We start from the raw sequence: 23986 nt of genomic DNA, 5'->3' as shown, positions 1-23986 counted from the left end.
GATCACGAGGACTCTCCGTCGGACACCGGCCCCTCTGCACCGCCGCCCTCCGCACCGCCTGCCTCTGCGGGCGGGTGGGCGTCGTTGCGCACCACGAGCTTCCCGTCCTCGGACACCTCGCCGCGGTAGTAGTTCTCCTCGGTCGATCCCGGGGCCATGGCATGCGGCGGTGGGGTCGCGTCCGGCTCCAGAGGTGCGAGCAGTCGATCCTTCTCGTAGATGAGGTCGGTGCGGTTGTCGTCGACGAGCTCATAGTCGTTGGTCATGGTGAGTGCCCGGGTCGGACATGCCTCGATACACAGTCCGCAACCGATGCACCGCAGGTAGTTGATCTGATAGACGCGGCCGTAGCGCTCACCGGGGGAGTACCGCTGATCGTCGGTGTTGTCGGCGCCCTCCACATAGATGGCATCGGCCGGGCAGGCCCAGGCGCACAACTCGCAACCGATGCATTTCTCGAGCCCGTCGGGGTGCCGATTGAGTTGGTGGCGACCGTGATAGCGCGGCGCGGTCGGCCGTTTCTCCTCCGGGTACTGCTCGGTGATCGTCGGGGCGAACATCGACGAGAACGTCACGCCGAGACCGCTGATCGGTTTGAGGAAGTCAGGCATCGGTGGTCTCCTTTGCAGGTCCGGACGCGGTCGGTGTGCCGGTCGGCGCGACTTGTCCGGGCAGCGGTGGTACCGGGAACCCGCCTGCCATCGGATCGAATGCCGGTGGTGGCGAAGTCGATTCGGAAACGCCTCGGTCGTCGTCGGCGCGCGTTCGGGGCAGACGCATCAATCGCCAGATGGCGTAGCCGAGTAGGGCCGTGACCACCAACCCGGCCCCCGCCGAGACGAGCGACCGGACCAACTCGTCGTCGTCAGAGGGCCCGACCGCCATCCGGATCAGCGCGACCACCATGACCCAGGTCAGCGAGATCGGGATCAGGACCTTCCAACCGAGGTTCATGAACTGGTCATAGCGCAAGCGCGGCAGGCTGGTCCGCAGCCAGATGAAGACGAACAGGAAGATCCAGACCTTGATGGTGAACCACAGGATGGGCCACCACCCGTCGTTTGCACCGTCGATGACGCTGATCGGCCACGGCGCCTGCCAGCCACCGAGGAAGAGCGTGGTGGCCAGGGCCGACACCGTGACCATGTTGATGTACTCGGCGAGCATGAACATCGCGAACTTCAGTGACGAGTACTCGGTGTGGAAGCCGCCGACTAGTTCACCTTCGGCCTCGGGCAGGTCGAACGGCGCCCGGTTGGTCTCGCCGACCATCGAGATCGCATAGATCACGAACGACGGGAGCAACAGCAAGACGTACCAGTGGTGTTCCTGGGCGGCGACGATGCCGGACGTGGACATCGTGCCGGCGTCGAGGAAGACCGCGGCGAATGTGAGTCCCATCGCGATCTCATAGGAGATCACCTGTGCGGTGGAACGTAAGCCGCCGAGAAGCGGATAGGTCGATCCCGACGACCATCCGGCCAGCACGATGCCGTACACACCGACCGACGTGATGGCGAGGACGTAGAGCACCCCCACCGGGAGATCGGTGAGCTGCAAGGGTGTGTGGTGCCCGAACACGGACACCATCGGCCCGAACGGGATGACGGCGAACGCCATGATCGCCGGCACCACCGCGATGATCGGTGCCGCGATGTAGATGAGTTTGTCCACACCGCTCGGCACGATGCCCTCCTTGAGGGCGAGTTTCACACCGTCGGCGACACTCTGCAGCAACCCGCGCGGCCCGACCCGGTTGGGTCCGAGGCGGGTTTGCATGCGCGCCATGACCTTCCGCTCGATCAGGATCGCGGCCAGCGGATTGGCCACCAGGAAGACGAAGACGGCGAGGGCCTTGAGAAGGATGAGCCACCACGGGTCGTGCCCGAAGTCGGCCAGCGTCGGCACGTCGGCGGCCAGGATCGTCACGGATGTGGCCGTCATCATCGTCCCTCCCCGGAACGGACCGTGGAGACCGCGATGTCGACGACGTCACCGGCATGGGCACGCAACACCCGATGCACTCCGGAGCCCGGCGCATTCATGGGTACCCACACCACTCCGTCCGGCATGTCGGTGACGGTGAGCGGCAGGGTGATCGCACCACGATCGGTACCGATGTCAACGGGGTCACCGTCGGTGGCGCCGATCCCCGCCGCGGTTGCCGACGACATCCGCGCCACTGCCGGGTGCGACGTGCCCGCCAGGTGGGGCTCGTTGTCCTGCAGCCGCCCGGCGTCGAGCAGCATCCGCCACGTGGCCAACACGACCCGGCGGGGGCCGTTGCCCGCGTGCACGTCGCGGGCAGGTTCCACCGGCGGCGAGGACGGACGAACACTACTCCACGGGCCGAGTTGTTCCAGGTCGGCGCGGATCGCGGCCGGGTCGTCGCAGTTGAGTGGAACACCCATCTGGTGGGCGAGTGCGGTCAGCACCCGGTGATCGGACAGCGCACCGACGTCGCGCAGTGCGGTGGCGAAGGGGCGGGCCCGGCCTTCCCAGTCGAGGAACATCCCTGCCTTCTCCGCGACCGCCGCGACCGGTAACACCACGTCGGCGTGCTCGGTGACCGCGCTGCGGCGCATCTCCAGACTCACCACGAAACCGGCAGCGGCCACCGCGGTCTCGGCCTCGGTCGGGTCGGGTAGATCATCGATCTCGACGCCGCCGATGAGAAGTGCCGAGATCTCCTCGCGCAGTGTGGCATCGAGGATCGCGGTGGTGTCTCGGCCGGGGAGGGCAGGGAGGTCGGCGACCTGCCAGGCCATCGCCATCTCGGTGCGCGCGGTCAGGTCGGTGACGGGTCGCCCGCCGGGCAACAGATTCGGCGCCGCGCCCACCTCGAGTGCGCCGCGTTCGCCTGCCCGCCGCGGTATCCAGGCCAGTCGGGCGCCGGTGCGCTCGGCGAGCCGGACCGCGGCGGACAATCCACCCGGGACCCCGGCGAGCCGTTCCCCGACCACGATCACCGAGCCCGAGGCCGACACCGCATCGGCGGCCGCGAACGAATCCAACACGGCTGCTTCGTCACCCGGGACCGTCGGCAACAGCGTGCCGTCGAGTTTGACGAGCCCGTTGCTCGCCAGGGCAGCGATGGCGGTCACCCGCTGTCGGCCTGCCCGGACAGCGCGCCGCATCCGGAGAAAGACGATCGGTGACTCCTCCTCGGGTTCGAAGGCCACCAGCAGGACCGACGGTGCGGCGACGAGCTCGCGGTAGGTGACGTCGTCGGGGCGGGCGGCGATGTGGCGGGCGAGGAAGTCCATCTCCTCGCCGCTGTGCACACGCGCGCGGAAATCGATGTCGTTGGTGTTCAACACTGTTCGCGCGAACCGTGCGTACGCGTAGGCGTCCTCGGCGGTGAGCCGGCCGCCGGTGAGTACTCCCACTCGACGTCCGGCGCCGGTCAACCCGTCGGCAGCCCGCCGCAACGCCTCACCCCAGGACGCCTGCACGAGGGTGCCGTCCACACCACGGATCAGTGGTGTCGTGATCCGATCCGGTGCGGTCGCATAGGAGAACGCCCAGCGACCCTTGTCGCAGTTCCACTCCTCGTTGACCTCGGGGTCCTCGCCGGCCAGTCGTCGCATCACCGTTCCGCGACGATGATCGGTACGTTGTGCGCATCCGCTCGCGCAGTGTTCGCAGACGCTCGGCGTGGAAACCAGGTCGAACGGGCGGGCACGGAATCGGTAGGCGGTGCCGGTGAGCGCGCCGACCGGGCAGATCTGCACGGTGTTGCCGGAGAAGTAGGATTCGAACGGTTCGTCCTGATAGATGGAGACCTGTTGCAGTGCACCACGGTCGGCCAACTCGATCAGAGGATCGCCTGCCACCTGGGTGGCGAAGCGGGTGCAGCGGGCGCACAGGACGCACCGCTCGCGATCGAGGAGCACCTCCGATGACAGCGGAACCGGTTTGGTGAAGGTGCGCTTGTGCCCGGTGAACCTGGAGTCGCCGCGTCCCGACGACATCGCCTGGTTCTGCAGGGGGCACTCGCCACCCTTGTCGCACACGGGGCAGTCGAGCGGATGGTTGATCAGGAGCAACTCCATCACGCCACGCTGTGCCTTCTCGGCGACCTCGGAGGTGACCTGGGTGTGCACCACCATCCCGTCGGTCACCACTGTCGTACAGGAGGCCAACGGCTTGCGCTGCCCCTCGACCTCGACGAGGCACTGGCGGCACGCCCCGACCGGATCGAGCAGCGGGTGATCGCAGAACCGGGGGATCTGGGTGCCGATGAGTTCGGCGGCGCGGATCACCAGAGTGCCAGGTGGCACCGCGATTTCGGTGCCGTCTACCGTCACCGACACCAGGTCCGGCTTCTGTCCGGCGGAGGCCTCGTCGACAGCGGTCATCGTGTCCCTCCTCCTGTCGCCGCGGCGAATACCGTGGAAAGGTGTGGGTCGAACGGACATCCGCCGTCGAAGTGCGCGAGATATTCGTCCCGGAAGTGTTCGAGCGAGGAGACGATCGGACTGCCTGCGCCGTCGCCGAGGGCACAGAAGGACTTCCCGACGATGGTGTTGGTGATGTCGGTGAGGGTGTCCAGATCCTCGGGACCGCCCTCGCCTGCCTCCAGGCGCGTCAGCAGTTGCACCAGCCAGTAGGTGCCCTCCCGACACGGTGTGCACTTGCCGCACGATTCGTGGGCGTAGAACTCCGTCCAGCGCAGCACCGCCCGCACCACGCAGGTCGTCTCGTCGAAGATCTGCAAGGCCTTGGTGCCGAGCATCGACCCGGCGGCGCCGACCCCCTCGTAGTCGAGCGGGATGTCGAGGTGCTCGTCGGTCAGGATCGGGGTCGACGAACCGCCCGGTGTCCAGAACTTCAACCGGTGACCCTCCCGGATACCGCCCGCACGATCGAGCAACTCGCGCAACGTGATCCCCAGTGGCGCCTCGTATTGGCCGGGCCGGGCCACGTGACCCGACAGGGAGTACAGCGTGAAGCCGGGCGACTTCTCGGTACCCATCGAACGGAACCAGTCGACGCCGTTGCGGATGATCGACGGCACACTGGCGATCGACTCGACGTTGTTCACCACGGTGGGGCTCGCATACAGGCCGGCCACCGCGGGGAACGGCGGGCGAAGGCGCGGCTGGCCGCGGCGTCCCTCGAGAGAGTCGAGCAACGCCGTCTCCTCGCCGCAGATGTATGCGCCTGCACCGGCGTGCACCACGAGCTCGAGATCGAACCCGGAACCGAGGATGTCACGGCCGAGATAGCCTGCGGCATACGCTTCGTCGACGGCAGCCCGTAGTCGGCGCAGGACGGAGGCCACCTCGCCGCGCAGATAGATGAACGCGTGATGGGCACGGATCGCGTATGCCGCGATGATGGCGCCTTCGATCAAGGTGTGCGGTGACGCGAGGATCAGCGGCATGTCCTTGCAGGTCCCCGGCTCGGACTCATCGGCGTTGACCACCAGATAATGCGGTGGGACCGAGCCGGTCTCGGCGGACGCGTCGGGCTGGGGGATGAACGACCATTTCGTCCCGACCGGGAACCCGGCACCACCGCGGCCACGCAACCCGGACGCCTTGACGGTTTCGATGAGGCTGTCGGGTGGGGTGCCCAATGCGATGCGCAGAGCAGCATAGCCATTGTGCGACTCATGGTTTCGCAGCGTCCACGACTCGGGTTCCGACCAGTACCGGCTGAGCACAGGGATGGTGTCCGGTGCGGGAGAGTCCGCTTCCCGATCTGTCGGCGACGCGGACCCGGTGGGTTCGGTCATCGTCGGTCACCGTCCTCGGGCAGTCCTGCCAGAAGGCGGGCGGTGCGTCGGAACGAGCACACGGCCCCGGTTCCACGGGCCGGGGTCACCGGCACCCCCGCCCGGAGATCCTCGACGAGTTCCACACTGCCCTCTGCCGTCTGGTTGTCGAAGAACTCCCAGTTCACCATGACCACCGGAGCGAAGTCGCAGGCTGCGTTGCACTCGATGTGCTCGAGAGTGACCCGGCCGTCGGGGGTGGTCTCTCCCGGCTCGATACCCAGGTGGTCTTGCAGCGCCGCGAGGATCTCGTCGCCTCCCATGACGGCGCACAGCGTGTTGGTGCAGACCCCGACCAGGTACTCGCCGGTCGGGTCGCGACGGAACATCGAGTAGAAGGTGGCGACGGAGGCGACCTGCGCCTCGGTCAGATCGAGTTGCAGCGCACAGAATCTCACACCCGCGCGACTGATGTACCCGTCCTGCGACTGGACCAGGTGCAGAAGTGGCAGCAGCGCAGACCGTGCCTGCGGGTAACGAGCGACGATGCCGCGGGCGTCGGCCGTGAGTTGCGCGGCCACCTCGTCGGGATAGGTGTGCGGGCCGGCGAACCGGATCGTCGGATGCGGCTGCGGAGGCAGCACGGGGGTGCCCTCGGTCGGTGGTGCCTCGAGGTTCACGAACACCGGATCGGTCATCGGTCCACACCTCCCATGACGGGGTCGATGCTGGCGACCGCCGTGATCACGTCGGCGACCATGCCGCCCTCGCACATAGCCGCCACCGCTTGCAGATTGGTGAACGAGGGGTCGCGGAAGTGCACCCGATACGGTCGGGTGCCGCCATCGCTGACCATGTGCACACCCAACTCCCCGCGCGGGGACTCGACGGCGACGTAACACTGGCCCGCGGGCACCCGCATCCCCTCGGTCACGAGCTTGAAGTGATGGATGAGTGCCTCCATCGACGTGCCCATGATCTCGGCGATGTGTTCGGGCGAGTTGCCCAGGCCGTCCGGGCCGAGGGCGAGGTCGGCGGGCCAGGCGATCTTGCGGTCGGCCACCATCACCGGGCCCGGCCGCAACCGGTCGAGACACTGGCGCACGATCCGTACCGACTCCTTCATCTCCTTCACCCGGATCAGGTAGCGCCCGTAGGCGTCACAGGTGGTGTCGGTGATGACATCGAATTCGTAGTCCTGATACCCGCAGTACGGCTGCGACTTCCGGAGGTCATGCGGGAGGCCGGTGGCACGCAGCACCTGTCCGGTGATGCCGAGCGCCATGCATCCGGTCAGGTCGAGGTAGCCCACGCCCTGGGTGCGGGCTTTCCAGATGTAGTTCTCGTTCAGCAGGTCTTCGAGCTCGCCGAGCCGTTCGGGCAGGACGTCGAGGACCTCGGCCACCTTGTCCACGGCGTCGTCGGGCAGGTCCTGCGCCACCCCGCCGGGCCGGATGTAGGCATGATTCATGCGCAGGCCGGTGATGTACTCGAAGAGATCCAGGATGAGTTCGCGCTCCCGGAAGCCGAGGAACATCGCGGTCACCGCGCCGAGCTCCATGCCGCCGGTGGCCAGGGCGACCAGATGCGAGGTGATGCGGTTGAGTTCCATCATCATCACCCGGATCACGGTGGCGCGTTCCGGGATGTCGTCGGTGATCCCCAAGAGCTTCTCCACGCCCAGGCAGTACGCGGTCTCGTTGAAGAACGGCGAGAGATAGTCCATCCGGGTGACGAACGTGACGCCCTGAATCCAGTTGCGGTACTCCAGATTCTTCTCGATCCCGGTGTGCAGGTAGCCGATTCCGCAGCGCGCCTCGGTGACGGTCTCCCCTTCGATCTCCAGGATCAACCGCAGCACGCCGTGCGTGGAAGGATGTTGGGGGCCCATGTTGACGACGATGCGCTCGTCACCGGGCTGTGCGGCGGCACGTTCGCGGACCGCGGTGACGATCTCATCCCAGTCCTGCCCGGAGACGGTGTAGGTCTGTGTCGGGTGGACGTCGTGGCCGTCGGCGGGCGACGGCGTGCGGGAATCTCCGGTGGTGGTCATCAGCTGTAAGACCTCCGCTGGTCGGGCGGCTCGATTCGGGTTCCCTTGTACTCGACCGGAACTCCGCCGAGGGGATAGTCCTTGCGCTGCGGATGGCCCTGCCAGTCGTCGGGCATCTCGATGCGCGTGAGTGATCGATGCCCGTCGAAGACGATGCCGAAGAAGTCGAAGGTCTCCCGTTCGTGCCAGTCGTTCGTCGGGTAGATGTCGGTGAGTGTCGGGATGTGCGGATGGGTGTCCGGGACGGCGACCTCGATTCGGACCCGACGGTTGTGCGTGATCGACGCCAGGGGATAGACGGCATGGAGTTCGCGGCCATGGTCGTCGGGATAGTGAACACCGTTGACACCCAGGCACAATTCGAACCGCAGCGACTCCCGATCACGCAGCGTGATGGCGACCGCACGCAGGTGATCGGGACGGATGTGCAGGGTCATCTCGTCGCGGAAGACCACCACCTTCTCGACGGCCTCGTCGTATGACGGGGCTGGCGTGGGCAATTGCGCCAGTCCGGCGGCGAGTTCGTCGGCGACCTCGTCGAAGTAGGCGCCGTAGGGTCGGCTGGAGCTGCCGGGCAGGGTGACTGCCTGGATCAGGCCGCCGTAGCCGGAGGTGTCGCCGCTGCCATGCACACCGAACAGCCCGCGCCGGGTGCTGATGCGTTCGGCGTCGTCGGGTGCGCTCGCGGGGTCCTCCCGGTCCGGACTCATCGGAGCAGACCCTTCATCTCGATGGTCGGCTTCGCCTGCAGTGCAGCCTGTTCCGCTGCCCAGATGGCCTGTTCGCGATTCACGCCGAGTGGCATCTGCGCGATCTGTTCATGCAGTTTGAGGATGGCGTTGAGCAACATCTCCGGTCGGGGTGGGCAACCGGGCAGGTAGATGTCGACCGGTACCACGTGATCGACGCCCTGCACGATCGCGTAGTTGTTGAACATGCCGCCCGACGACGCGCAAACCCCCATGGCCAGTACCCATTTGGGTTCGACCATCTGGTCGTAGATCTGGCGCAGCACCGGGGCCATCTTCTGGCTGACACGGCCGGCGACGATCATCAGATCGGCCTGCCGCGGGGATGCGCGAAAAGCCTCCATCCCGAATCGTGCGAGATCATAGCGACCCGATGTCGTCGCCATCATCTCGATCGCACAGCAGGCGAGGCCGAAGGTGGCGGGCCACAACGATCCCTTGCGCATGAACCCGGCCAGGTCCTCGACGGTGCTCAGCAAGAATCCGCTGGGCAGTCTCTCTTCGAGTCCCATGTCGCGAACCTCCTTGCATCTAGCGGCGTCCGCGGTGCGTGCCCGGGCGGGACCGCACCGCGGACGTCGTCATTCCCAGGTGAGCCCTCCGCGTCGCCACTCGTAGGCGTAGGCCACCGACACGTTGACGATGAACAGGGCCATGGCGAGAAATCCGAACCAGCCGAGCGCGTCGAATGCGACGGCCCACGGATAGAGGAAGACGATCTCGATGTCGAAGATGATGAAGAGCATTGCGGTCAGGTAGTACTTCACCGGAATGCGCTGGACCGCTCGTTCGACGGTGCGTGGTGCGGTGACTATCCGGCCCGTTTGCTGCGTTCCCGGCGCCGTGGTGATCTGGCCCGCTCGCTGCGCTCCCGGCGCCGTGGTGATCTGGCCCGCTCGCTGGGCTCCCGGCGCCGTGAGGATTTGGCCCGCTCGCTGCGCTCCCGGCGCCGTGCCGGCGGCGGAGTCACCCACGGAGAAGGTATGCGATTCGGTCAGGGGCTCGATGCCGCATTCGTACGGTTCGAGTTTGGCGCGGTTGTACCGTTTCGGTCCGACGAGCAACGCGACACCGACCGAAAAAACCGCAAACGCCACCGCAATTGCCCCGAGGACGATGATCGGGACGTAAGCGTTCATGGCGTCGGCCTCCCCACATTCGGGCCGTATGTGAGCTGTGCCACAAGCCTACAAGCGTTTGCGCGGATGCTGCTGAGGTTTTGCCGGAGTGTCCCGAGCGTGGGCCTCGCACATCGACGCCGTGCAGGCCGGTATCAGTGACCGGAAGTGCGCAGCAGCTCGACCAGAGCGGTGGTGAGTGCGATCGGATCGATCGGCAGGGTCGCGGTCGCGTCCGCGCGTGACCAATCGGCCAACCATCGGTCGTCGGCCCGGCCGAGCAACACCAGAATCGGTGGGCAGACCGACACCTCGTCCTTCATCTGCTTGGCCAACCCCATGCCGCCGACCGGCGTGGCCTCACCGTCGAGGATCACCACATCGATCACGCCCGCATCGAGTTGCGCGAACACCATCGCGGCGGTGGCCACCTCGACGAAGGTCAGCTCGGGGAGGGACGGATCCGGACGCTGTCCGAGGGCGCCGATCACGGCAGCCCGGGTGTCCGAGTGATCCGAATAGACCAACACGCGCAACGCGGACGGCGTCTGCGGTTGCGGGTCGGTCACGCGGATGATGGTACCGGCCGTACTCCGCCGTACGTGCGCAGAATCGCCCGGCGATCCCGCCGACCGCGCGCCGATCCCCGTCGTGGGTGCGTCCGTTGGCGGCCGATCCCGCCGTCGGTCAGTGCTCGGTCGAGAACCCCACCCGCCGACGGTGGCCCGCCAATGCCAGCGTCACGAGTTCGTCGATCAGGTCGGGGTAGGACACACCCGATGCCTCCCACAGCTTCGGATACATCGATGCGGGCGTGAATCCGGGAATCGTGTTGACCTCGTTGAGCAGCCAACCGCGGCCGCCCTCCTCGTAGAAGAAGTCGACACGTGCCATTCCTGCGCACCGGAGCGCGACGAAGGTCTTCGCCGCTAGTTCGCGGACCTCGCGGACGACGTCGTCGGGAAGCTCGGCCGGGATCACCAACGTGGCCGCGCCGGTGATGTATTTGTCTTCGTAGTCGTAGAACTCGCTGCCGGGCAGGATCTCACCGGGCACCGAGGTCTCCGGGGCCGCGTTACCCAACACGGCGACCTCGACCTCGCGGGCGGTCACCGCCTCCTCGATCACCACCACGTCGTCGTAGCGCAGCGCGACGTCGATCGCCTTGTCCAACTCGGAGACGTCGTGTGCCTTGGAGATGCCCACCGACGAACCCAGGTTGGCCGGTTTCACGAACACCGGCAGCCCCAACTCGTCCGCCGCACGGGCGACGATCGTGTTGGGATCGTCGACGCCGTCACGGAACTCGATCCACCGGCACTGGGGGATTCCGGCTCGCTCGGCGACGTTCTTGGCCATCGCCTTGTCCATGCACAGCGCCGACGACAACACCCCGGCACCCACGTAGGGCAGCTTGAAGAGTTCGAGCATCCCCTGGATCGTGCCGTCCTCACCGTGCGGACCGTGCAGCAGCGGCAGCACCACCGTCACCGTGTTCGCATCGGCCTCGCCGCGCAGCGCCACCAAGGGTTCGACGACCGTTCCGGCCGGCTCCAGCTTGTCCGGGAGTTCGCTGCCCTCGGCGATCGCGGCGATGGCCTTGTCGTTGCGCAGCCACGTGCCGTCCTTGGCGATGCCGATCGGGACCAGGTCGTACTTGGCACGGTCGGCGGCCGCGAGGACGTGGGCGGCGGTGACGCACGAGACGTCGTGTTCGGCGGACACCCCACCGAAGAGGACGACCAGACGCAACAGGGGTGAAGCCATGGATGCCACGATACGGCCACCGTTCCCGACCCACCCGCCTCGGTGCTTGTAGCGTTGCGGTGTGCAATTCACCGCAACCGAGGTGGCCCAGGCCGTGAACGGGGCTCTGATCGGCGACGACGTGACGATCGACGGAGTCGGCATCGACTCCCGGATCGTGTCGCCCGGCCAGCTGTTCGTGCCGATCGTCGCCGAGCGCGACGGCCACGAGTTCGTGACCGCAGCGGCCACCGCCGGTGCGTCCGCGTATCTGACATCGCAGGGCACACAACCCGGTGTCACCTTGCCCGCGATCACGGTGACCGACACTGCCGCGGCGCTCGCCGACCTCGGTGGCATCGCCCGCGATCGCCTTCCGGACCGGATCGTCGGGGTCACGGGATCGGTCGGCAAGACGTCGACCAAGGATCTGCTGGCGGGCGCCCTCGCGACGACCTTTCGGACCGCGGCGAGCGAGAAATCCTTCAACAACGAACTCGGTCTGCCGATGACGTTGGCCAACGCGACACCCGACACCGAGGCCGTCGTGGTCGAGATGGGTGCCCGCGGAATCGGTCACATCGACCTGCTCTGCGAGATCGCCCGACCGACCGTCGGCATCGTGACCCGCGTGGAGGGCGTGCATCTCGAATTGTTCGGCAGCATCGAATCGGTCGCCCGCGCGAAGGGTGAGCTGGTGGAATCGCTGCCGGTCGACGGACTCGCCGTGCTGAACGCCGACGACGAGCGTGTCGCCGCGATGGCCGATCGCACGGACGCCGCGGTCGTGACCTTCGGACTGACGGCGACGGCCGACGTGTACGCCACCGACGTGGTGCTCGACGACCAGCTACGTGCGTCATTTCGCCTGCACACACCCTGGGGTGAGACCGACGTCCGGCTCGGCGCCCGCGGCGAACACCAGGTTCCGAACGCACTCGCGGCCGCGGCGGTCGCCGGGTGGCTCGGTGTGCCGATCGACACGATCCCGAGCGGACTGCTCGGCGCCGAGTTGAGCGGACTGCGGATGGAGCTGGTCACCACCTCGGCGGGCGTGACGATCCTCAACGACGCCTACAACGCCAATCCGACGTCGATGGCCGCGGCGCTGCAGTCGCTCGCGGCGCTCGATGCGCAACGCCGATTCGCCGTGCTGGGCACGATGGCCGAGCTCGGCGACGATTCCGCCCCGCAGCACGCCGCGATCGCCGAGCGGGCCCGTGCGCTCGGTATCGACGTGATCGCGGTCGACGAACCCGACTACGGGCCGAGCGTCCGCCACGTTGTCGGCATCGACGATGCCGTCGCCGCGTTGGGCGACCTCACCGAGGCGGACGCCGTCCTGGTCAAGGGCAGCCGCGTCGCCGCACTGGAACGGGTCGCGGCGGTCCTGCAGGACTGACCGGGACGTCGCCGCCCCTGACATCATCGACGCCCGACGTCGTCAGTCCTGGTGAGAGTCGGCGTTCGCGACGATGACGTCGTGAACGTATGTGGCCAGGCCCGGCGCGATCCCGTCGTAATGGGCGGTGAACCGGGGGTCGGACACGTACATCTGCGCGAGGCACCGATGCATGTCGTGATCGCAGTCGTAGAACCGTTGGATGGACGCGCGGTGCTCTTCGGCGAGGTCGTCGGCCTCGGGTGAACCTGCCGTCACGCCGGCGCGCATGGCGTCTGCGAATCGGCCTTCGAGTGCGTCGGTCTCCGCCTTCACCGCCACCCAGTCGTTCTTGTCGAACCGGGCGGTCCGGTCGCCGCTCTGCCGCCACGCGTCGGTGTCGCCCCACCGGCGCTGGGCCTCGGCGGCGTACTCCTCACCCGGCCAGTCACGACCGAAGATCTCGGCCTGTTCCTCGGCGGTGAGCGCGATGCCCTTCTTCTTCGCGTTCATCATGTCCTCCACAGCGGCGACCATCCGGTGCAAACGAGCGATTCGCTCCGACAGCAGGTCGTGCTGGTCGCGCAGATGCGTCAGGGCATCGGCGTGCGGATCATCGAGCAGGGTCGCGATCTGCTCGAGAGGAAAGCCCAACTCCCGATACGTCAGCACCTGATGGAGCCGTTCGACATCGGCGTCGCTGTAGATGCGGTAGCCCGCCAAGGTGCGCCCCGACGGCACGACCAACCCGATGCGGTCGTAGTGGTGCAGCGTGCGGACGCTCACCCCGACCATGCGGGCGACGTCACCGACGGTGGCTGCGTGCTCTCCTTCGTTCACACCGACCACCGTCGTGCCTGACGCCGCGTCAGGGTCAAGCCGTCGTGGGGCAGGCCCCTCGTGGTGCACATCGCGCTGCGCCGGCCGTCGGTTCAGGGAGCCAGCCCGAACTCCTGGTCGCCCTTGCTGCACGAGGCCAGGATGCCGGGTGTCTGCGAGGGCCCGCACTCCCATCCGGCCACGGTCTGCGGGGCGCCGGTGGAGATCTTCGGGCTGTACTCGCTGGCGATCTGTTCGGCGGTGTCACAGTTCAGATCGCCGTCGAGGATGACGATTTGCAGCGAACCGTCGGGGCCCTTGGCGCGGCCGCATTGCGTGTGGGCGGCGTGCTCGTCGGCGACCGACGTGGTGGGGCTGACCGGTTTCGGCCCGCCGACCACCGAGGCGCTGGGGTTCTCCGACACGGTGGTCGCCGAGGTCTGCGTCGCCGCCGACGATGACGTGGTCTCTTGTTCGCCACCGCAGGCGGCGAGTGCGACGCCGAGGAACCCGACGACGACGGCGAGCAGGATTCGATGGAGGCTGCGCGGCATGTGATCACCGTACCGGGTTTGGGGTCGGGCCCCGCCACCTGCGAAGATGCATCGGTGAGTTCCAGCAGCACCCCTCTGACCCCGGACCACTCCTTCAGTGTCGGCACCACACTTCCCGGCACCGCGGGTCGCACCGGCGTCATCGACACCCCGCACGGCCGCATCCACACCCCTGCCTTCGTGCCGGTGGGTACCAAAGCGACCGTCAAGACGGTGCTGCCGGAGTCGGTTGCCGCGCTGGGTGCGCAGTCGGTACTCGCCAACGCCTATCACCTCTATCTGCAGCCCGGCCCGGAGATCATCGACGAGGCAGGCGGTCTCGGCGCGTTCATGAACTGGTCCGGCCCCACCTACACCGACAGCGGCGGTTTCCAGGTGATGTCGTTGGGCGCCGGGTTCAAGAAGGTCATCTCGATGGACGTCACCGGCGAACAGGACGACGACATCACCGCCAACGGGCGGGAGCGGTTGTCCGCGGTCGACGACGACGGGGTGACCTTCAAATCGCATCTCGACGGGTCAGCTCACCGGTTCACCCCGGAGGTGTCGATGCAGATCCAGCATCAGCTCGGTGCCGACATCATCTTCGCGTTCGACGAACTCACCACCTTGATGAACACCCGTACCTACCAGGAGAATTCGCTCGAACGCACCCGACTGTGGGCGATCCGCTGTCTGGCCGAACACAATCGGCTCTCCCGGGAGCGTGCGCATCGCCCGCAGCAATCCCTATGGGGTGTCATCCAGGGAGCCCAATACGAGGATCTGCGGCGCAAGGCCGCGCGTGATCTGGTCGCCTTGAGTGACAAAGATCAGGCAGAGGGCGGAAAGGGCTTCGGCGGCTACGGGATCGGTGGTGCCCTCACGAAAGACGATCTGGGCACGATCGTCGGTTGGGTCAATCAGGAACTCCCCGAGAACACGGCCAAGCATCTGCTGGGGATCAGCGAGCCGGACGACATCTTCACCGCGATCGAGAACGGCGCCGACACCTTCGACTGCGTGTCGCCGACGCGCGTCGCCCGCAACGGTGCGATCTATTCGCTCGACGGTCGCTACAACATCACGAATGCCCGCTACCGCAGGGATTTCCGGTCGCTCGACCCCGAGATCGACAACTACACTTCGCAATACAGCCGGGCCTACTTGCATCACCTGTTCAAGGCGAAGGAGGGCCTGGCCGCCACCCTGGCCACGCTGCACAACGTGTCGTTCATCGTCACCCTCGTCGACCGTGCGCGACAGGCGATCGAGGACGGCAATTACATCGAGTACCGCGACGAGTTCCTCGGCCGCTACTACGCGGGACGCGCCGCCGACTGAGCCGCCCGGGCGGAACCTGGTCGGTCGTCCGGTTTGCGTGAATCGCAGGAAATCGGCATGGTGGATAGGGTCCCCTGACTTCCGACACGAGAGAGCCCATGCGACGCGCCAAGCGCCGAAAACGCCGACGATCTGTTCGACCCTGTTCCAGCATTCCTGACGACCACCCCGGAGGGGCCACTGCGAGGTCGTCGTGCTGACCCTCCTCGGTATCGCCGTCGGCCTTCTGGTCGTACTCCTCATCACCGCCCTGACCGGCTATTTCGTGGCGCAAGAGTTCGCCTACATGGCCGTGGACCGGTCGCGGCTCAAGGCCCGCGCCGAGAGCGGGGACGCCGCCGCGGCGCGGGCGCTGACGGTGACGCGCCGCACGTCGTTCATGCTCTCGGGCGCGCAACTCGGTATCACCATCACCGGACTCCTCGTCGGTTACGTCGCCGAGCCGCTCATCGGCAGTGGCGTCGGTGATCTCCTCGGCGACGTCGGGATTCCGGTCGCACTGGGCGTGGCGATCGGCACCGTGATCGCCATCGGCTTCTCCACGATCATCCAGATGGTGCTCGGCGAGCTCGTGCCCAAGAACCTCGCCATCGCGCGTCCCGAACCCGTCGCCCGATGGCTGGCACGCTCCACCACGATGTACCTCGCAGCATTCGGCTGGCTGATCACCCTGTTCGACAAGGCGTCGAATCTGTTGCTCAAGGCGTTGCGCATCGAGCCCGTCCACGACGTCGAGCACTCGGCGACGCCCCGCGACCTCGAACACATCGTCGCCGAGTCCCGGGACGCGGGCGAACTGCCCGCCGAATTGTCGGTGCTGCTCGACCGCGTGCTGGATTTCCCCACGCGCACAGCCGATCACGCGATGATCCCGCGTACCCGGGTGGACACCGTCGATGCCGATGAGTCGGCGTCGTCGGTGCTGGCGACCATGAGCACCGGACACACTCGCTACCCGGTCGTCGACGACACGGCCGAGGTCGTCGGGGTCATCCACCTGCACGACGTGCTGGAGTGGTCGGTCGGCGCCGATCCATCGGCGAGTGCCGGGTCCCTGGCCCGGCCGTCGGTGATCGTGCCCGGTTCGTTGCCGCTGCCGGAGGCGCTCGCACACATGACCGATGCCGACGACGAGATGGCCATCGTCATCGACGAATACGGCGGATTCGGCGGCGTGATCACGGTCGAGGACATCGCCGAGGAACTGGTCGGGGAGATCGACGACGAGCACGATCCCGATGCGCCGTCGCCGGTCGAACAAACCTCCGACGGCTGGCGCATCCGCGGCGACGTGCACCTCGACGAGGTGTCGCGGGCCGTGGGCCACGACCTGCCCGAAGGGGATCACGAGACCATCGCGGGCCTGGTCATCACCGAATTCGGCGGACTGCCACAGGTCGGCGACACGGTGACGGTGCGATTGCCCGACGCCGCGGGACAGGACTCAGACGAGCCGACCTCGGCGACCATCCGCGTCCTCGACGTCGACAAACACGTTCCGTCGTCGGTGCTGTTGAGTATCACCGCAGCGCCGGTCGACGACATCCCCGGCGACACGGGGGAGGACCGACGATGAGCAATCCGTGGATCGTTGCCGCGGCGACCGTCGCACTGATCGCCGCGAGCGCCTTCTTCGTCGCGGTCGAGTTCGCGTTGATCGCGGCGCGTAGGCACCGACTCGAAGACGCAGCGGCGTCCAGCCGCTCGGCGCGTGCGGCGCTGCGCAGTGCCTCGGAGTTGTCGGTGCTGTTGGCCGGCTCGCAGCTGGGCATCACCGTGTGCACGTTGGCGCTCGGTGCGATCACCAAACCTGCCGTGCACCACTGGCTGACGCCTGCCTTCTCGGATTGGGGTGCGCCGCTGTGGCTGGCCGACGTCGCGGGATTCGTGCTCGCGCTGGTGATCGTGACGTTCCTGCACCTGGTGGTGGGCGAGATGGCTCCCAAGTCGTGGGCCATCGCGCACCCGGAGCGGTCGGCGACCATGCTGGCGATCCCCATGCGTGGGTTCATGTGGGTGACCCGTCCGGTCATCGTCCGACTGAACCGGTTGGCGAACTGGTGTCTGCGTCGTGTCGGTGTCGAACCCGTGGATCAGGTTGGTGCTGGGCAGGATTCAGAGGCGCTCCGACACCTGGTGGAGCACTCGGCATCGGTGGGTGCGCTCGACGAGCGCTATCACTCCCAGTTGTCGAGAGCGCTGGAACTGCAATCGCTGACCGTGGGTGACGTCGTCGGTGGGCAGACGGTCGCCGACGTCGGTCCGCACGCGTCGCCCGGTGCGATCAGAGACGCTTCACGACAGACCGGTCACCGGCGTCTCCTGGTGCGCGACAACGGAACCATCCTCGGAGTGGTGCACGTCCGGGACAGTCTCGCGTCCGCCGACGACGCGACCGCCGCAGACCTGATGCGCCCGGTTCTGGAATTGTCCGCGACGGTCCCGGTCTACGAGGCCCTCGCGACGATACGCGCCACCCGCCAGCACGTCGCGACGGTGGTCGACGGTGGGCGGGTCGTCGGGCTGCTCACCCTGCACGATGTGCTCGATCGTCTCCTTGCGACGGCTGCCTGACCTCACGTCCATTCCGTGGCCGTGAGAATCCAGGGGTCCCTCGGGAGTTCGGACGGGTCGAATCTCGCCGCGATCGTCGAAACATCCACGGACTCTTCGGGTTCGCCGAGATGCAGAGACGCAGCCAGGTGAGCGAGTACCCGCTCGGGGGTGACCCCGCGTGCGGCGAGGTCGGCCAGCGTCACCGCGCCGTCACGTTTGCTCAGCCGGATGTGCTCGGGGTTGAGCACCATCGGCACGTGGACGTAGGTCGGTGGCCGATGGCCCAGCAGCGTGGCGAGGTAGGCCTGCCGTGGCGACGACGAGAGCAGATCGTCGCCACGTACCACCTGGTCGATGCCCTGCGCTGCGTCGTCGACCACGACCGCCAGGTTGTACGCGGGCGTACCGTCGTTGCGTTCGATCACGAAATCGTCCACCAGGCCCGTATAACTCCCGTGCAGCTCGTCGACGACGGTGAAGTCGGTGACGTCGGCGCGGATCCGGGTGGCAGGTGATCGGCCGGCCGCGCGGCGTTCGGCGCGCTGGGCGTCGGTGAGGTCACGACAGGTCCCCGGATAGGCGCCCTGCGGGGCGTGCGGCGCCGACGGCGCCTCGAGGATCTCGCGTCGAGTGCAGAAACACTCGAACGTGCGGCCGTCGCCACGCAATGCGTCGATGATCGACCGATAGGTGTCGAGGCGGTCGGACTGGTAGACGACCGGCGGATCCCATTCGAGCCCGAGGGCGGTCAGATCCGCGAGTTGCCCCTGATCGGCGCCGACGGCGGTGCGGTCGAGATCTTCCATCCGAATGAGGAAGCGTCGGCCGGTGCTGCGAGCGAACAGCCAGGCGAGCAGGGCGGTGCGCAGGTTGCCGACGTGCAGCTCTCCCGAGGGCGACGGCGCGAACCGTCCCGCCGATGGTGTCGGATCTGCGGTGCTCATCGCCGATCACCCTACCGTCGTCGCCGATGTGGCCTGCTCGCGAAGTCGACCGACGCGACGCCGCCACTGCGTACCATGAACGGCGTGGACCTCCCGGTAATGCCACCGATCGCGCCGATGCTCGCCAAGGCGGTGACCGCCGTGCCCGCCCAGCCCGACGGTGACCCGGTGTGGTCGTATGAACCGAAATGGGATGGCTTTCGGGCGTTGATCTTTCGTGATGGCGACGATGTGGCGATAGGCTCGCGCGGCGGCAAGGACCTGGCCCGCTACTTTCCGGAACTCGTTGCGGCTGCGAAGGACGAACTGCCCGAGAAGGCGGTGGTCGACGGCGAGATCGGGGTCCCGGCGCTGATCGGCGACACCCATCGCCTCGACTGGGACTCTCTGGCGCAGCGCATCCACCCGGCCAAGTCCCGGATCGCGATGCTCGCCGAGAAGACCCCCGCGATCTTCATCGGGTTCGACGCATTGGCGCTCGGTTCGGCCAGCGTGCTCGCCGAACCCTTTCCGGTGCGGCGAGAAGCGTTGCTGCGAGCGATCGATCCGGCAGGTGGCGCAGATCGGCGGTTGCGGATCAGCCGGGTGACCGCCGATGCGGCCACCGCCACCGACTGGTTCACCGCGTTCGAGGGGGCCGGTCTCGACGGTGTGGTCGCCAAACGCCTCGACGGCGCCTACGTCGAGGGCAAACGAGAGATGGTCAAGGTCAAGCACAAGCGCACCGCCGACTGTGTGGTGATCGGCTACCGCGTGCACAAGAGCGGCACCGGCCTGGGATCGATGTTGCTCGGGTTGTACGGCGAGAGCGGACTACACATGGTCGGCGGTGCGGGCGCCTTCTCCGATGCCAAACGAATCGAGCTGCAGGAGATGTTCGAGCCGATGCGGCTCGATCCGGACAAGCCCGCGTCCGGCGAGCCGACGCGATGGCGATCGGAGAAGTCCGGTGAGTGGATTCCGATTCGGCCCGAGCTGGTTGCGGAGGTCGCCTACGACCAGATGGAGAACCACCGATTCCGCCACACGGTGAAGTTCCTGCGCTGGCGTCCAGATCGCGAACCGGAGAGCTGTGGGTACAGCCAACTCGAGGTGCCCCTGACCTACGACCTGCACGACGTGCTGGAAGGGGAGTCCTGACATGGCATCTCGATCCCCGGCCGAGGAACTCGACGTCGACGGTGTCGCCGTGCGACTGAGCAACCCGGACAAGATCTACTTTCCGCAGCTCGGTGAAAACGGCGGCCGCAAACGGGATCTCGTCGGCTACTACCGGACGATGGCACTCGATGTCGACGGACGCGAGGGGCCGATCATGACCGCGCTACGTGATCGGCCGACATTTCTCCAGCGGTTCCCGGATGGTGTCGAGGGCGAGGAGATCTATCAGAAGCACATCGCGAAGAAGCGCCCCGAGCACGTCGAATCGACCCGAATCGTCTTCCCGTCTGGCCGCACGGGCGACGCTCTGCGCCCGACGATCCCGGCCGACATCGTGTGGGGTGCCAACCTGGGCACGGTGACCTTTCACAGCTGGCCGACCGTGACCCCGGACAACGACCACCCGGATCAGTTGCGTATCGATCTCGATCCGCAGCCGGGAACCGATTTCGACGATGTCCGCCGGGTTGCCCTCGACGTTCTCGCCCCGCTGCTCGATGAGCTGGGCTATCGGGGATTTCCCAAGACCTCCGGCGGTCGGGGAGTGCATGTCTACGTGCCGGTCGAGCCGCAGTGGGACTTCATCGCCGGCCGGCGCTGTGTGATCGCCCTGGCACGGGAGATGGAGCGTCGGGCTCCGGACTCGGTGACCACCTCGTGGTGGAAAGAGGAACGCGGAGAGCGGATCTTCATCGACTTCAATCAGAACGCCAGGGACCGCACGATGGCGTCTCCGTATTCGGCCCGCCGCAGCGCCACGGCACGGGTGTCGACACCGGTCACCTGGGCCGAACTCGCCGACGTGGACCCGGATGACTGCACGATCGCGACCGTCCCGGATCTCGTTGCGCGCCGCGGTGATCCGATGGCCGACATCGCCGAACACCGCCGCGGTCTCGAGCCGCTGTTGGAGATGGTGCAGCGCGACGATGCAAATGGCTTGGGCGACATGCCCTATCCACCGAGCTATCCGAAGATGCCGGGAGAGCCGCCCCGGGTGCAACCGAGCAAGAAGGTCGCAGCCCACTGGGATGCAGAGGGTGACCGCGTGGAGGACTGATCTGCGCGTCGCGTCGGTCGGATCACGTCCGGAAGACCAGCAGGAGAACCAGATACGCGATGTAGGCGAGGACGAAGGCGATCCCCTCGGCACGTGTGATCCGCCTGCCGGTCACGAACACCGGGATGCACAGCAGCGCCACACCGGCCATGAGTGGCAGGTCGATGCGGATCAGTTCGTCGGTGACCTCGATCGGATGGACGAGCGAGGTGGCGCCGAGGATGAACGCGATGTTGTAGACGCTCGACCCGATGAGATTGCCGATGGCGAGATCACGTTCGCCGCGGATCGTCGAGACCACCGTCGTCACGAGTTCCGGTGCAGAGGTCCCGATCGCGACGATCGTCAGGCCGATGACCGCTTCGCTCACGCCGAGGTCGCTTGCCACCTCGACCGCCCCGTTGACCAGCCAATCGGCGCCGACCACCACGATCGCCAGGCCTGCGATCAGCTGTACGACATGCCACCACGGCACGCCACCCGCCGGTGCGCGGATCTCGACGGTGCCGTCGTCGAGGGGCTGTCGCCTGTTGGCGACCAGGTCCACCCGGATGACAGCGGCCGTATAGGCGATGGCGATCAGCAACAACAGGGCACCGTCGAGACGTGACAGCGTGCCGTTGGCCGCCAGCGCCCACAGCAGCAGCGCGCTGACGATCATGATCGGCAGATCGATCCGTACCGTCCGCCGCCGCAGCGCCAATGGTGCCATCGCCGCCGACAACCCCAGGATCAGAAGCAGATTCACGATGTTGGTGCCCGCGATGTTGCCGACGGCCAGGGGGCCCGCGTCATTGATCGCGGCGTCGATGCCCACCGCCAACTCCGGCAGGCTGGTGCCGATCGACACGACGGTGAGTCCGACGAGCAGCGGCGACACCCCGAGTCGTGTGGCGATCGCGGAGCCACCCCGTACCAACCACTCGGCACCGAGGACGAGGGCGGCCAGACCCGCGACGACGAGCACGTAGTCGGTCATGCGCCTGACTCTAAACCGGGAGCAGCCCGTTCAGCTCGACGAGACGGCCTCGGCTTCGGCGAGTCGCTCGGCACGAGCTCTGATCCCCACAAGCATCTTGCGTTCCATGAGCAACGAGCCCGGCTCCATCGGGACCATGCCGATCTTGTCGATCAAGCGCGGCAGGCGGAACCGATTGCGGCTGATCAATCGTGTTGTCTTGCCGTCGTCGCGGATCGTGAACGCCCAGACCCAGTTCCCGTCGGCGGAGCGGACGGCGAAGGCATGATCGGGATCTGCGATCGCGACGACCATCTCGTTCGGTCCGAGTGCGATGCGATCCCCGATCGCAGGGTGCGTGAACTCGTCGAGAATGGTGTCCGCGCTGTGCATGTCCAGCCCGAGGAGGTTCTCCAACCAGTCATAGGTGTATGCGCCGCCGCGGGGATAGGGACCCATCTGGGCCAGCCATGGATACACGTGGCGTGGCCGTGCACCGATCGTGATGGCACGGGTTGAGACGCCATCGGGATGCGGCAGCAACTCGTCGCCGGGCAGCGACGCTTCGGCTTCCTGCTCGGTGGCACCCCAGTTCAGGATCCGCTTGCGCAGAAACCGTCGATAGCCCATCCACGTGATGCTCACGGCCGCGGCGGTCGCTACGGCTGCGACTCCGGATGCCGTCGCTGTGGACATGAATTCATTGTGCGCGTCCAGGGCCCGACCGTCGTGAGTCGAAGGTCATCGGTCAGGCAGCAACGCGACCTTTCCGCCGGGATGACCGCCACTGACCAGCTCCAGAGCCTCCTTGGCGGCGGCGAGCGGAAAGGTCCGTGCCATGGGGACGAGGAGGTCGCCCATCGCCGCGAGACGGACGAGATTCGAGCGGACCGCATCACGGAACTCGAGGCTTTCCGGGAGATTGCCGCCGAGCGCGATGAACCCGTCGTCGGCAGCGCGTGGCGATGCGATGGTGACGATACGTGAGCGGTCGGCGACCAACTCGAGTGACACGTCGACCGCCTCGTCGGTGCCCACCGCGTCCAGCGCCGCGTCGACACCCCGAACCGCCGCGGCCCGGACACGGTCGATCAGACCCGGACCGTAGGCGACCGGAAGACCGCCGAAGTCACGCACGCGCTCGAAACTGGACGGGCTCGCCGTCCCGATGACCGTGATGCCGCGCAGGCGGGCGAGCTGCAGGAGCGCAACCCCGACCGCTCCCGAAGCGCCGTGCAGCAACACCGTTTCGTCGCGGTCGGCATGCACCGCGCGCAGCATGTCGGCCGCCGTGCAACCCGCCAACAGGAGATTCGACGCCTGCGGCCAGTCGAGTGCATCCGGTTTGGCGAACACCTTCTCCGCAGGCACGGTCACGGCCGATGCGTAACCGCCCTGCACCCGGAATGCCAACACCGCGTCACCGACGGCTCCACCCCCGGACGCGATCTCGGTGTCGGGACCGAGATCGAGCATCTCGCCTGCCACCTCGTATCCGATCGGCAGCGGAAGCCGGTCCGGGTCGGTGGCACGCTGCGCGTGTTTGAGGTCGGCCGGGTTCACCCCTGCGGCCCGGACACGAATGGAGACCTCACCGGGGCCGGGCGCGCGCAGGTCGTCGTCGATGAGCTCGAAATCGTCGAGACCACCGAAACCGGTCGCCACCCAGCGTTGGATCTGCATGGTTTCAGGTTACTGTCGTGCGACCCCGACGGCTCATACGAAATCGTCCCCGTGACGGTCGTCCGAGATGCTAGCGTGCCGATCGTCCGCGACACACTGGTGATCCGTGCCCGAAATCCGCAGACGCGAAGGGGGACGCAAACAACACATTAACAATGC

20 protein-coding genes and 3 pseudogenes are annotated in these 23986 nt (G+C 67.0%); 6 read left to right on the top strand and 17 right to left on the bottom strand.

Annotated features, from left to right (window positions below):
- Window positions 1–2: 2 nt before the first annotated feature.
- The 11 genes and pseudogenes from nuoI to AAFP35_RS16745 form a co-directional block, all read right to left on the bottom strand.
- Window positions 3–611, bottom strand: a complete 609-nt coding sequence (gene nuoI / locus AAFP35_RS16795; protein ID WP_419222775.1) for an NADH-quinone oxidoreductase subunit NuoI — start codon at window positions 609–611, stop codon at window positions 3–5.
- Window positions 604–1944 carry an NADH-quinone oxidoreductase subunit NuoH gene (gene nuoH / locus AAFP35_RS16790; protein WP_419222774.1) on the bottom strand — a complete coding sequence of 447 codons (1341 nt, stop codon included), beginning with the start codon at window positions 1942–1944 and terminating at the stop codon, window positions 604–606. Before nuoH ends, nuoI begins: the two co-directional genes overlap by 8 nt.
- Entirely contained in the window at window positions 1944–4361 is a 2418-nt protein-coding gene (locus AAFP35_RS16785; RefSeq protein WP_419222773.1) for an NADH-quinone oxidoreductase subunit G, read from the bottom strand. The genes nuoH and AAFP35_RS16785 overlap by 1 nt, the downstream gene beginning before the upstream one ends.
- Window positions 4358–6420, bottom strand: a pseudogene (nuoF, locus tag AAFP35_RS16780) (NADH-quinone oxidoreductase subunit NuoF). Before nuoF ends, AAFP35_RS16785 begins: the two are co-directional and overlap by 4 nt.
- Window positions 6417–7775 (bottom strand): NADH dehydrogenase (quinone) subunit D, encoded by a 1359-nt coding sequence (gene nuoD / locus AAFP35_RS16775; RefSeq protein ID WP_419222772.1) that lies wholly within the window; start codon window positions 7773–7775, stop codon window positions 6417–6419. The pseudogene nuoF and the gene nuoD overlap by 4 nt, the downstream one beginning before the upstream one ends.
- Window positions 7775–8485: an NADH-quinone oxidoreductase subunit C gene (locus AAFP35_RS16770; protein ID WP_419222771.1), complete on the bottom strand. Its 711-nt coding sequence runs from the start codon at window positions 8483–8485 to the stop codon at window positions 7775–7777. Before AAFP35_RS16770 ends, nuoD begins: the two co-directional genes overlap by 1 nt.
- The gene (locus AAFP35_RS16765) at window positions 8482–9036 is read right to left on the bottom strand and encodes a NuoB/complex I 20 kDa subunit family protein (RefSeq protein WP_419222770.1); all 555 of its coding nucleotides are present in this window, start codon (window positions 9034–9036) and stop codon (window positions 8482–8484) included. The genes AAFP35_RS16770 and AAFP35_RS16765 overlap by 4 nt, the downstream gene beginning before the upstream one ends.
- Before the next feature lie 69 nt (window positions 9037–9105).
- Window positions 9106–9312: pseudogene (gene ndhC, locus AAFP35_RS16760) on the bottom strand (NADH-quinone oxidoreductase subunit A); the annotation flags it as partial.
- Window positions 9313–9462: 150 nt separating this feature from the next.
- Window positions 9463–9663: pseudogene (gene ndhC, locus AAFP35_RS16755) on the bottom strand (NADH-quinone oxidoreductase subunit A); the annotation flags it as partial.
- A gap of 134 nt (window positions 9664–9797) precedes the next feature.
- Entirely contained in the window at window positions 9798–10211 is a 414-nt protein-coding gene (locus tag AAFP35_RS16750) for a hypothetical protein (protein ID WP_419222769.1), read from the bottom strand.
- A gap of 118 nt (window positions 10212–10329) precedes the next feature.
- A complete protein-coding gene (locus tag AAFP35_RS16745) occupies window positions 10330–11409 on the bottom strand; it encodes a D-alanine--D-alanine ligase family protein (RefSeq protein WP_419222768.1) in 1080 nt (359 codons plus the stop codon).
- A gap of 61 nt (window positions 11410–11470) precedes the next feature.
- Here AAFP35_RS16745 and AAFP35_RS16740 point away from each other — a divergent pair, with 61 nt between their 5' ends.
- Window positions 11471–12790, top strand: coding sequence for a UDP-N-acetylmuramoyl-tripeptide--D-alanyl-D-alanine ligase (locus AAFP35_RS16740; RefSeq protein ID WP_419222767.1), 1320 nt, complete (start codon window positions 11471–11473; stop codon window positions 12788–12790).
- Between the two features lie 42 nt (window positions 12791–12832).
- Here the strand turns inward: AAFP35_RS16740 and AAFP35_RS16735 are convergent, their stop codons facing one another.
- A complete protein-coding gene (locus tag AAFP35_RS16735) occupies window positions 12833–13609 on the bottom strand; it encodes a MerR family transcriptional regulator (protein WP_419222766.1) in 777 nt (258 codons plus the stop codon).
- Window positions 13610–13701: 92 nt separating this feature from the next.
- Entirely contained in the window at window positions 13702–14142 is a 441-nt protein-coding gene (locus AAFP35_RS16730) for a hypothetical protein (protein WP_419222765.1), read from the bottom strand.
- 54 nt (window positions 14143–14196) lie between these two features.
- Here AAFP35_RS16730 and tgt point away from each other — a divergent pair, with 54 nt between their 5' ends.
- From tgt to AAFP35_RS16715, 3 genes are all read left to right on the top strand, one after another.
- Complete coding sequence (gene tgt / locus AAFP35_RS16725; RefSeq protein ID WP_419222764.1) at window positions 14197–15465, top strand: tRNA guanosine(34) transglycosylase Tgt; 1269 nt, start codon at window positions 14197–14199, stop codon at window positions 15463–15465.
- A 193-nt stretch (window positions 15466–15658) separates the two neighbouring features.
- Window positions 15659–17041: a hemolysin family protein gene (locus tag AAFP35_RS16720; protein WP_419222763.1), complete on the top strand. Its 1383-nt coding sequence runs from the start codon at window positions 15659–15661 to the stop codon at window positions 17039–17041.
- Window positions 17038–18039, top strand: coding sequence for a CNNM domain-containing protein (locus tag AAFP35_RS16715; protein ID WP_419222762.1), 1002 nt, complete (start codon window positions 17038–17040; stop codon window positions 18037–18039). Before AAFP35_RS16720 ends, AAFP35_RS16715 begins: the two co-directional genes overlap by 4 nt.
- A 2-nt stretch (window positions 18040–18041) precedes the next feature.
- Here the strand turns inward: AAFP35_RS16715 and gluQRS are convergent, their stop codons facing one another.
- The gene (gene gluQRS / locus AAFP35_RS16710; protein WP_419222761.1) at window positions 18042–18965 is read right to left on the bottom strand and encodes a tRNA glutamyl-Q(34) synthetase GluQRS; all 924 of its coding nucleotides are present in this window, start codon (window positions 18963–18965) and stop codon (window positions 18042–18044) included.
- An 84-nt stretch (window positions 18966–19049) separates the two neighbouring features.
- On the opposite strand from gluQRS, the gene AAFP35_RS16705 reads away from it, so the two are divergent.
- Together AAFP35_RS16705 and AAFP35_RS16700 are read left to right on the top strand one after the other, a co-directional pair.
- A complete protein-coding gene (locus AAFP35_RS16705; protein WP_419222760.1) occupies window positions 19050–20105 on the top strand; it encodes an ATP-dependent DNA ligase in 1056 nt (351 codons plus the stop codon).
- Between the two features lies 1 nt (window position 20106).
- Window positions 20107–21186, top strand: coding sequence for a DNA polymerase domain-containing protein (locus tag AAFP35_RS16700; protein ID WP_419222759.1), 1080 nt, complete (start codon window positions 20107–20109; stop codon window positions 21184–21186).
- A 22-nt stretch (window positions 21187–21208) separates the two neighbouring features.
- Here AAFP35_RS16700 and AAFP35_RS16695 read toward each other — a convergent pair whose 3' ends face one another.
- From AAFP35_RS16695 to AAFP35_RS16685, 3 genes are read right to left on the bottom strand one after another with little or no spacing between them, the layout of a single operon-like run.
- Entirely contained in the window at window positions 21209–22165 is a 957-nt protein-coding gene (locus AAFP35_RS16695; RefSeq protein WP_419222758.1) for a calcium/sodium antiporter, read from the bottom strand.
- Window positions 22166–22195: 30 nt separating this feature from the next.
- On the bottom strand, window positions 22196–22840 hold the full coding sequence (locus tag AAFP35_RS16690; protein ID WP_419222757.1) for an SRPBCC family protein: 645 nt from the start codon (window positions 22838–22840) through the stop codon (window positions 22196–22198).
- A 45-nt stretch (window positions 22841–22885) separates the two neighbouring features.
- Window positions 22886–23827: an NADP-dependent oxidoreductase gene (locus AAFP35_RS16685; protein ID WP_419222756.1), complete on the bottom strand. Its 942-nt coding sequence runs from the start codon at window positions 23825–23827 to the stop codon at window positions 22886–22888.
- Window positions 23828–23986 lie beyond the last annotated feature (159 nt).

The sequence above is a fragment of the Gordonia sp. CPCC 206044 genome, from assembly GCF_048537895.1.
In the GTDB taxonomy this organism is placed as follows: Bacteria; Actinomycetota; Actinomycetes; order Mycobacteriales; family Mycobacteriaceae; genus Gordonia.
The sequence above is the reverse complement of the archived record's forward strand: the minus strand, read 5'-3'. Positions and strand labels throughout refer to the sequence as shown.

What these genes read in the sequence shown, in the direction of transcription:
- nuoI (WP_419222775.1), bottom strand. Translation starts at nt 611, where the DNA reads ATGCCTGACTTCCTCAAACCGATCAGCGGTCTCGGCGTGACGTTCTCG.
- nuoH (WP_419222774.1), bottom strand. Translation starts at nt 1,944, where the DNA reads ATGACGGCCACATCCGTGACGATCCTGGCCGCCGACGTGCCGACGCTG.
- AAFP35_RS16785 (WP_419222773.1), bottom strand. Translation starts at nt 4,361, where the DNA reads ATGACCGCTGTCGACGAGGCCTCCGCCGGACAGAAGCCGGACCTGGTG.
- nuoD (WP_419222772.1), bottom strand. Translation starts at nt 7,775, where the DNA reads ATGACCACCACCGGAGATTCCCGCACGCCGTCGCCCGCCGACGGCCAC.
- AAFP35_RS16770 (WP_419222771.1), bottom strand. Translation starts at nt 8,485, where the DNA reads ATGAGTCCGGACCGGGAGGACCCCGCGAGCGCACCCGACGACGCCGAA.
- AAFP35_RS16765 (WP_419222770.1), bottom strand. Translation starts at nt 9,036, where the DNA reads ATGGGACTCGAAGAGAGACTGCCCAGCGGATTCTTGCTGAGCACCGTC.
- AAFP35_RS16745 (WP_419222768.1), bottom strand. Translation starts at nt 11,409, where the DNA reads ATGGCTTCACCCCTGTTGCGTCTGGTCGTCCTCTTCGGTGGGGTGTCC.
- AAFP35_RS16730 (WP_419222765.1), bottom strand. Translation starts at nt 14,142, where the DNA reads ATGCCGCGCAGCCTCCATCGAATCCTGCTCGCCGTCGTCGTCGGGTTC.
- AAFP35_RS16715 (WP_419222762.1), top strand. Translation starts at nt 17,038, where the DNA reads ATGAGCAATCCGTGGATCGTTGCCGCGGCGACCGTCGCACTGATCGCC.
- gluQRS (WP_419222761.1), bottom strand. Translation starts at nt 18,965, where the DNA reads ATGAGCACCGCAGATCCGACACCATCGGCGGGACGGTTCGCGCCGTCG.
- AAFP35_RS16700 (WP_419222759.1), top strand. Translation starts at nt 20,107, where the DNA reads ATGGCATCTCGATCCCCGGCCGAGGAACTCGACGTCGACGGTGTCGCC.
- AAFP35_RS16695 (WP_419222758.1), bottom strand. Translation starts at nt 22,165, where the DNA reads ATGACCGACTACGTGCTCGTCGTCGCGGGTCTGGCCGCCCTCGTCCTC.
- AAFP35_RS16690 (WP_419222757.1), bottom strand. Translation starts at nt 22,840, where the DNA reads ATGTCCACAGCGACGGCATCCGGAGTCGCAGCCGTAGCGACCGCCGCG.
- AAFP35_RS16685 (WP_419222756.1), bottom strand. Translation starts at nt 23,827, where the DNA reads ATGCAGATCCAACGCTGGGTGGCGACCGGTTTCGGTGGTCTCGACGAT.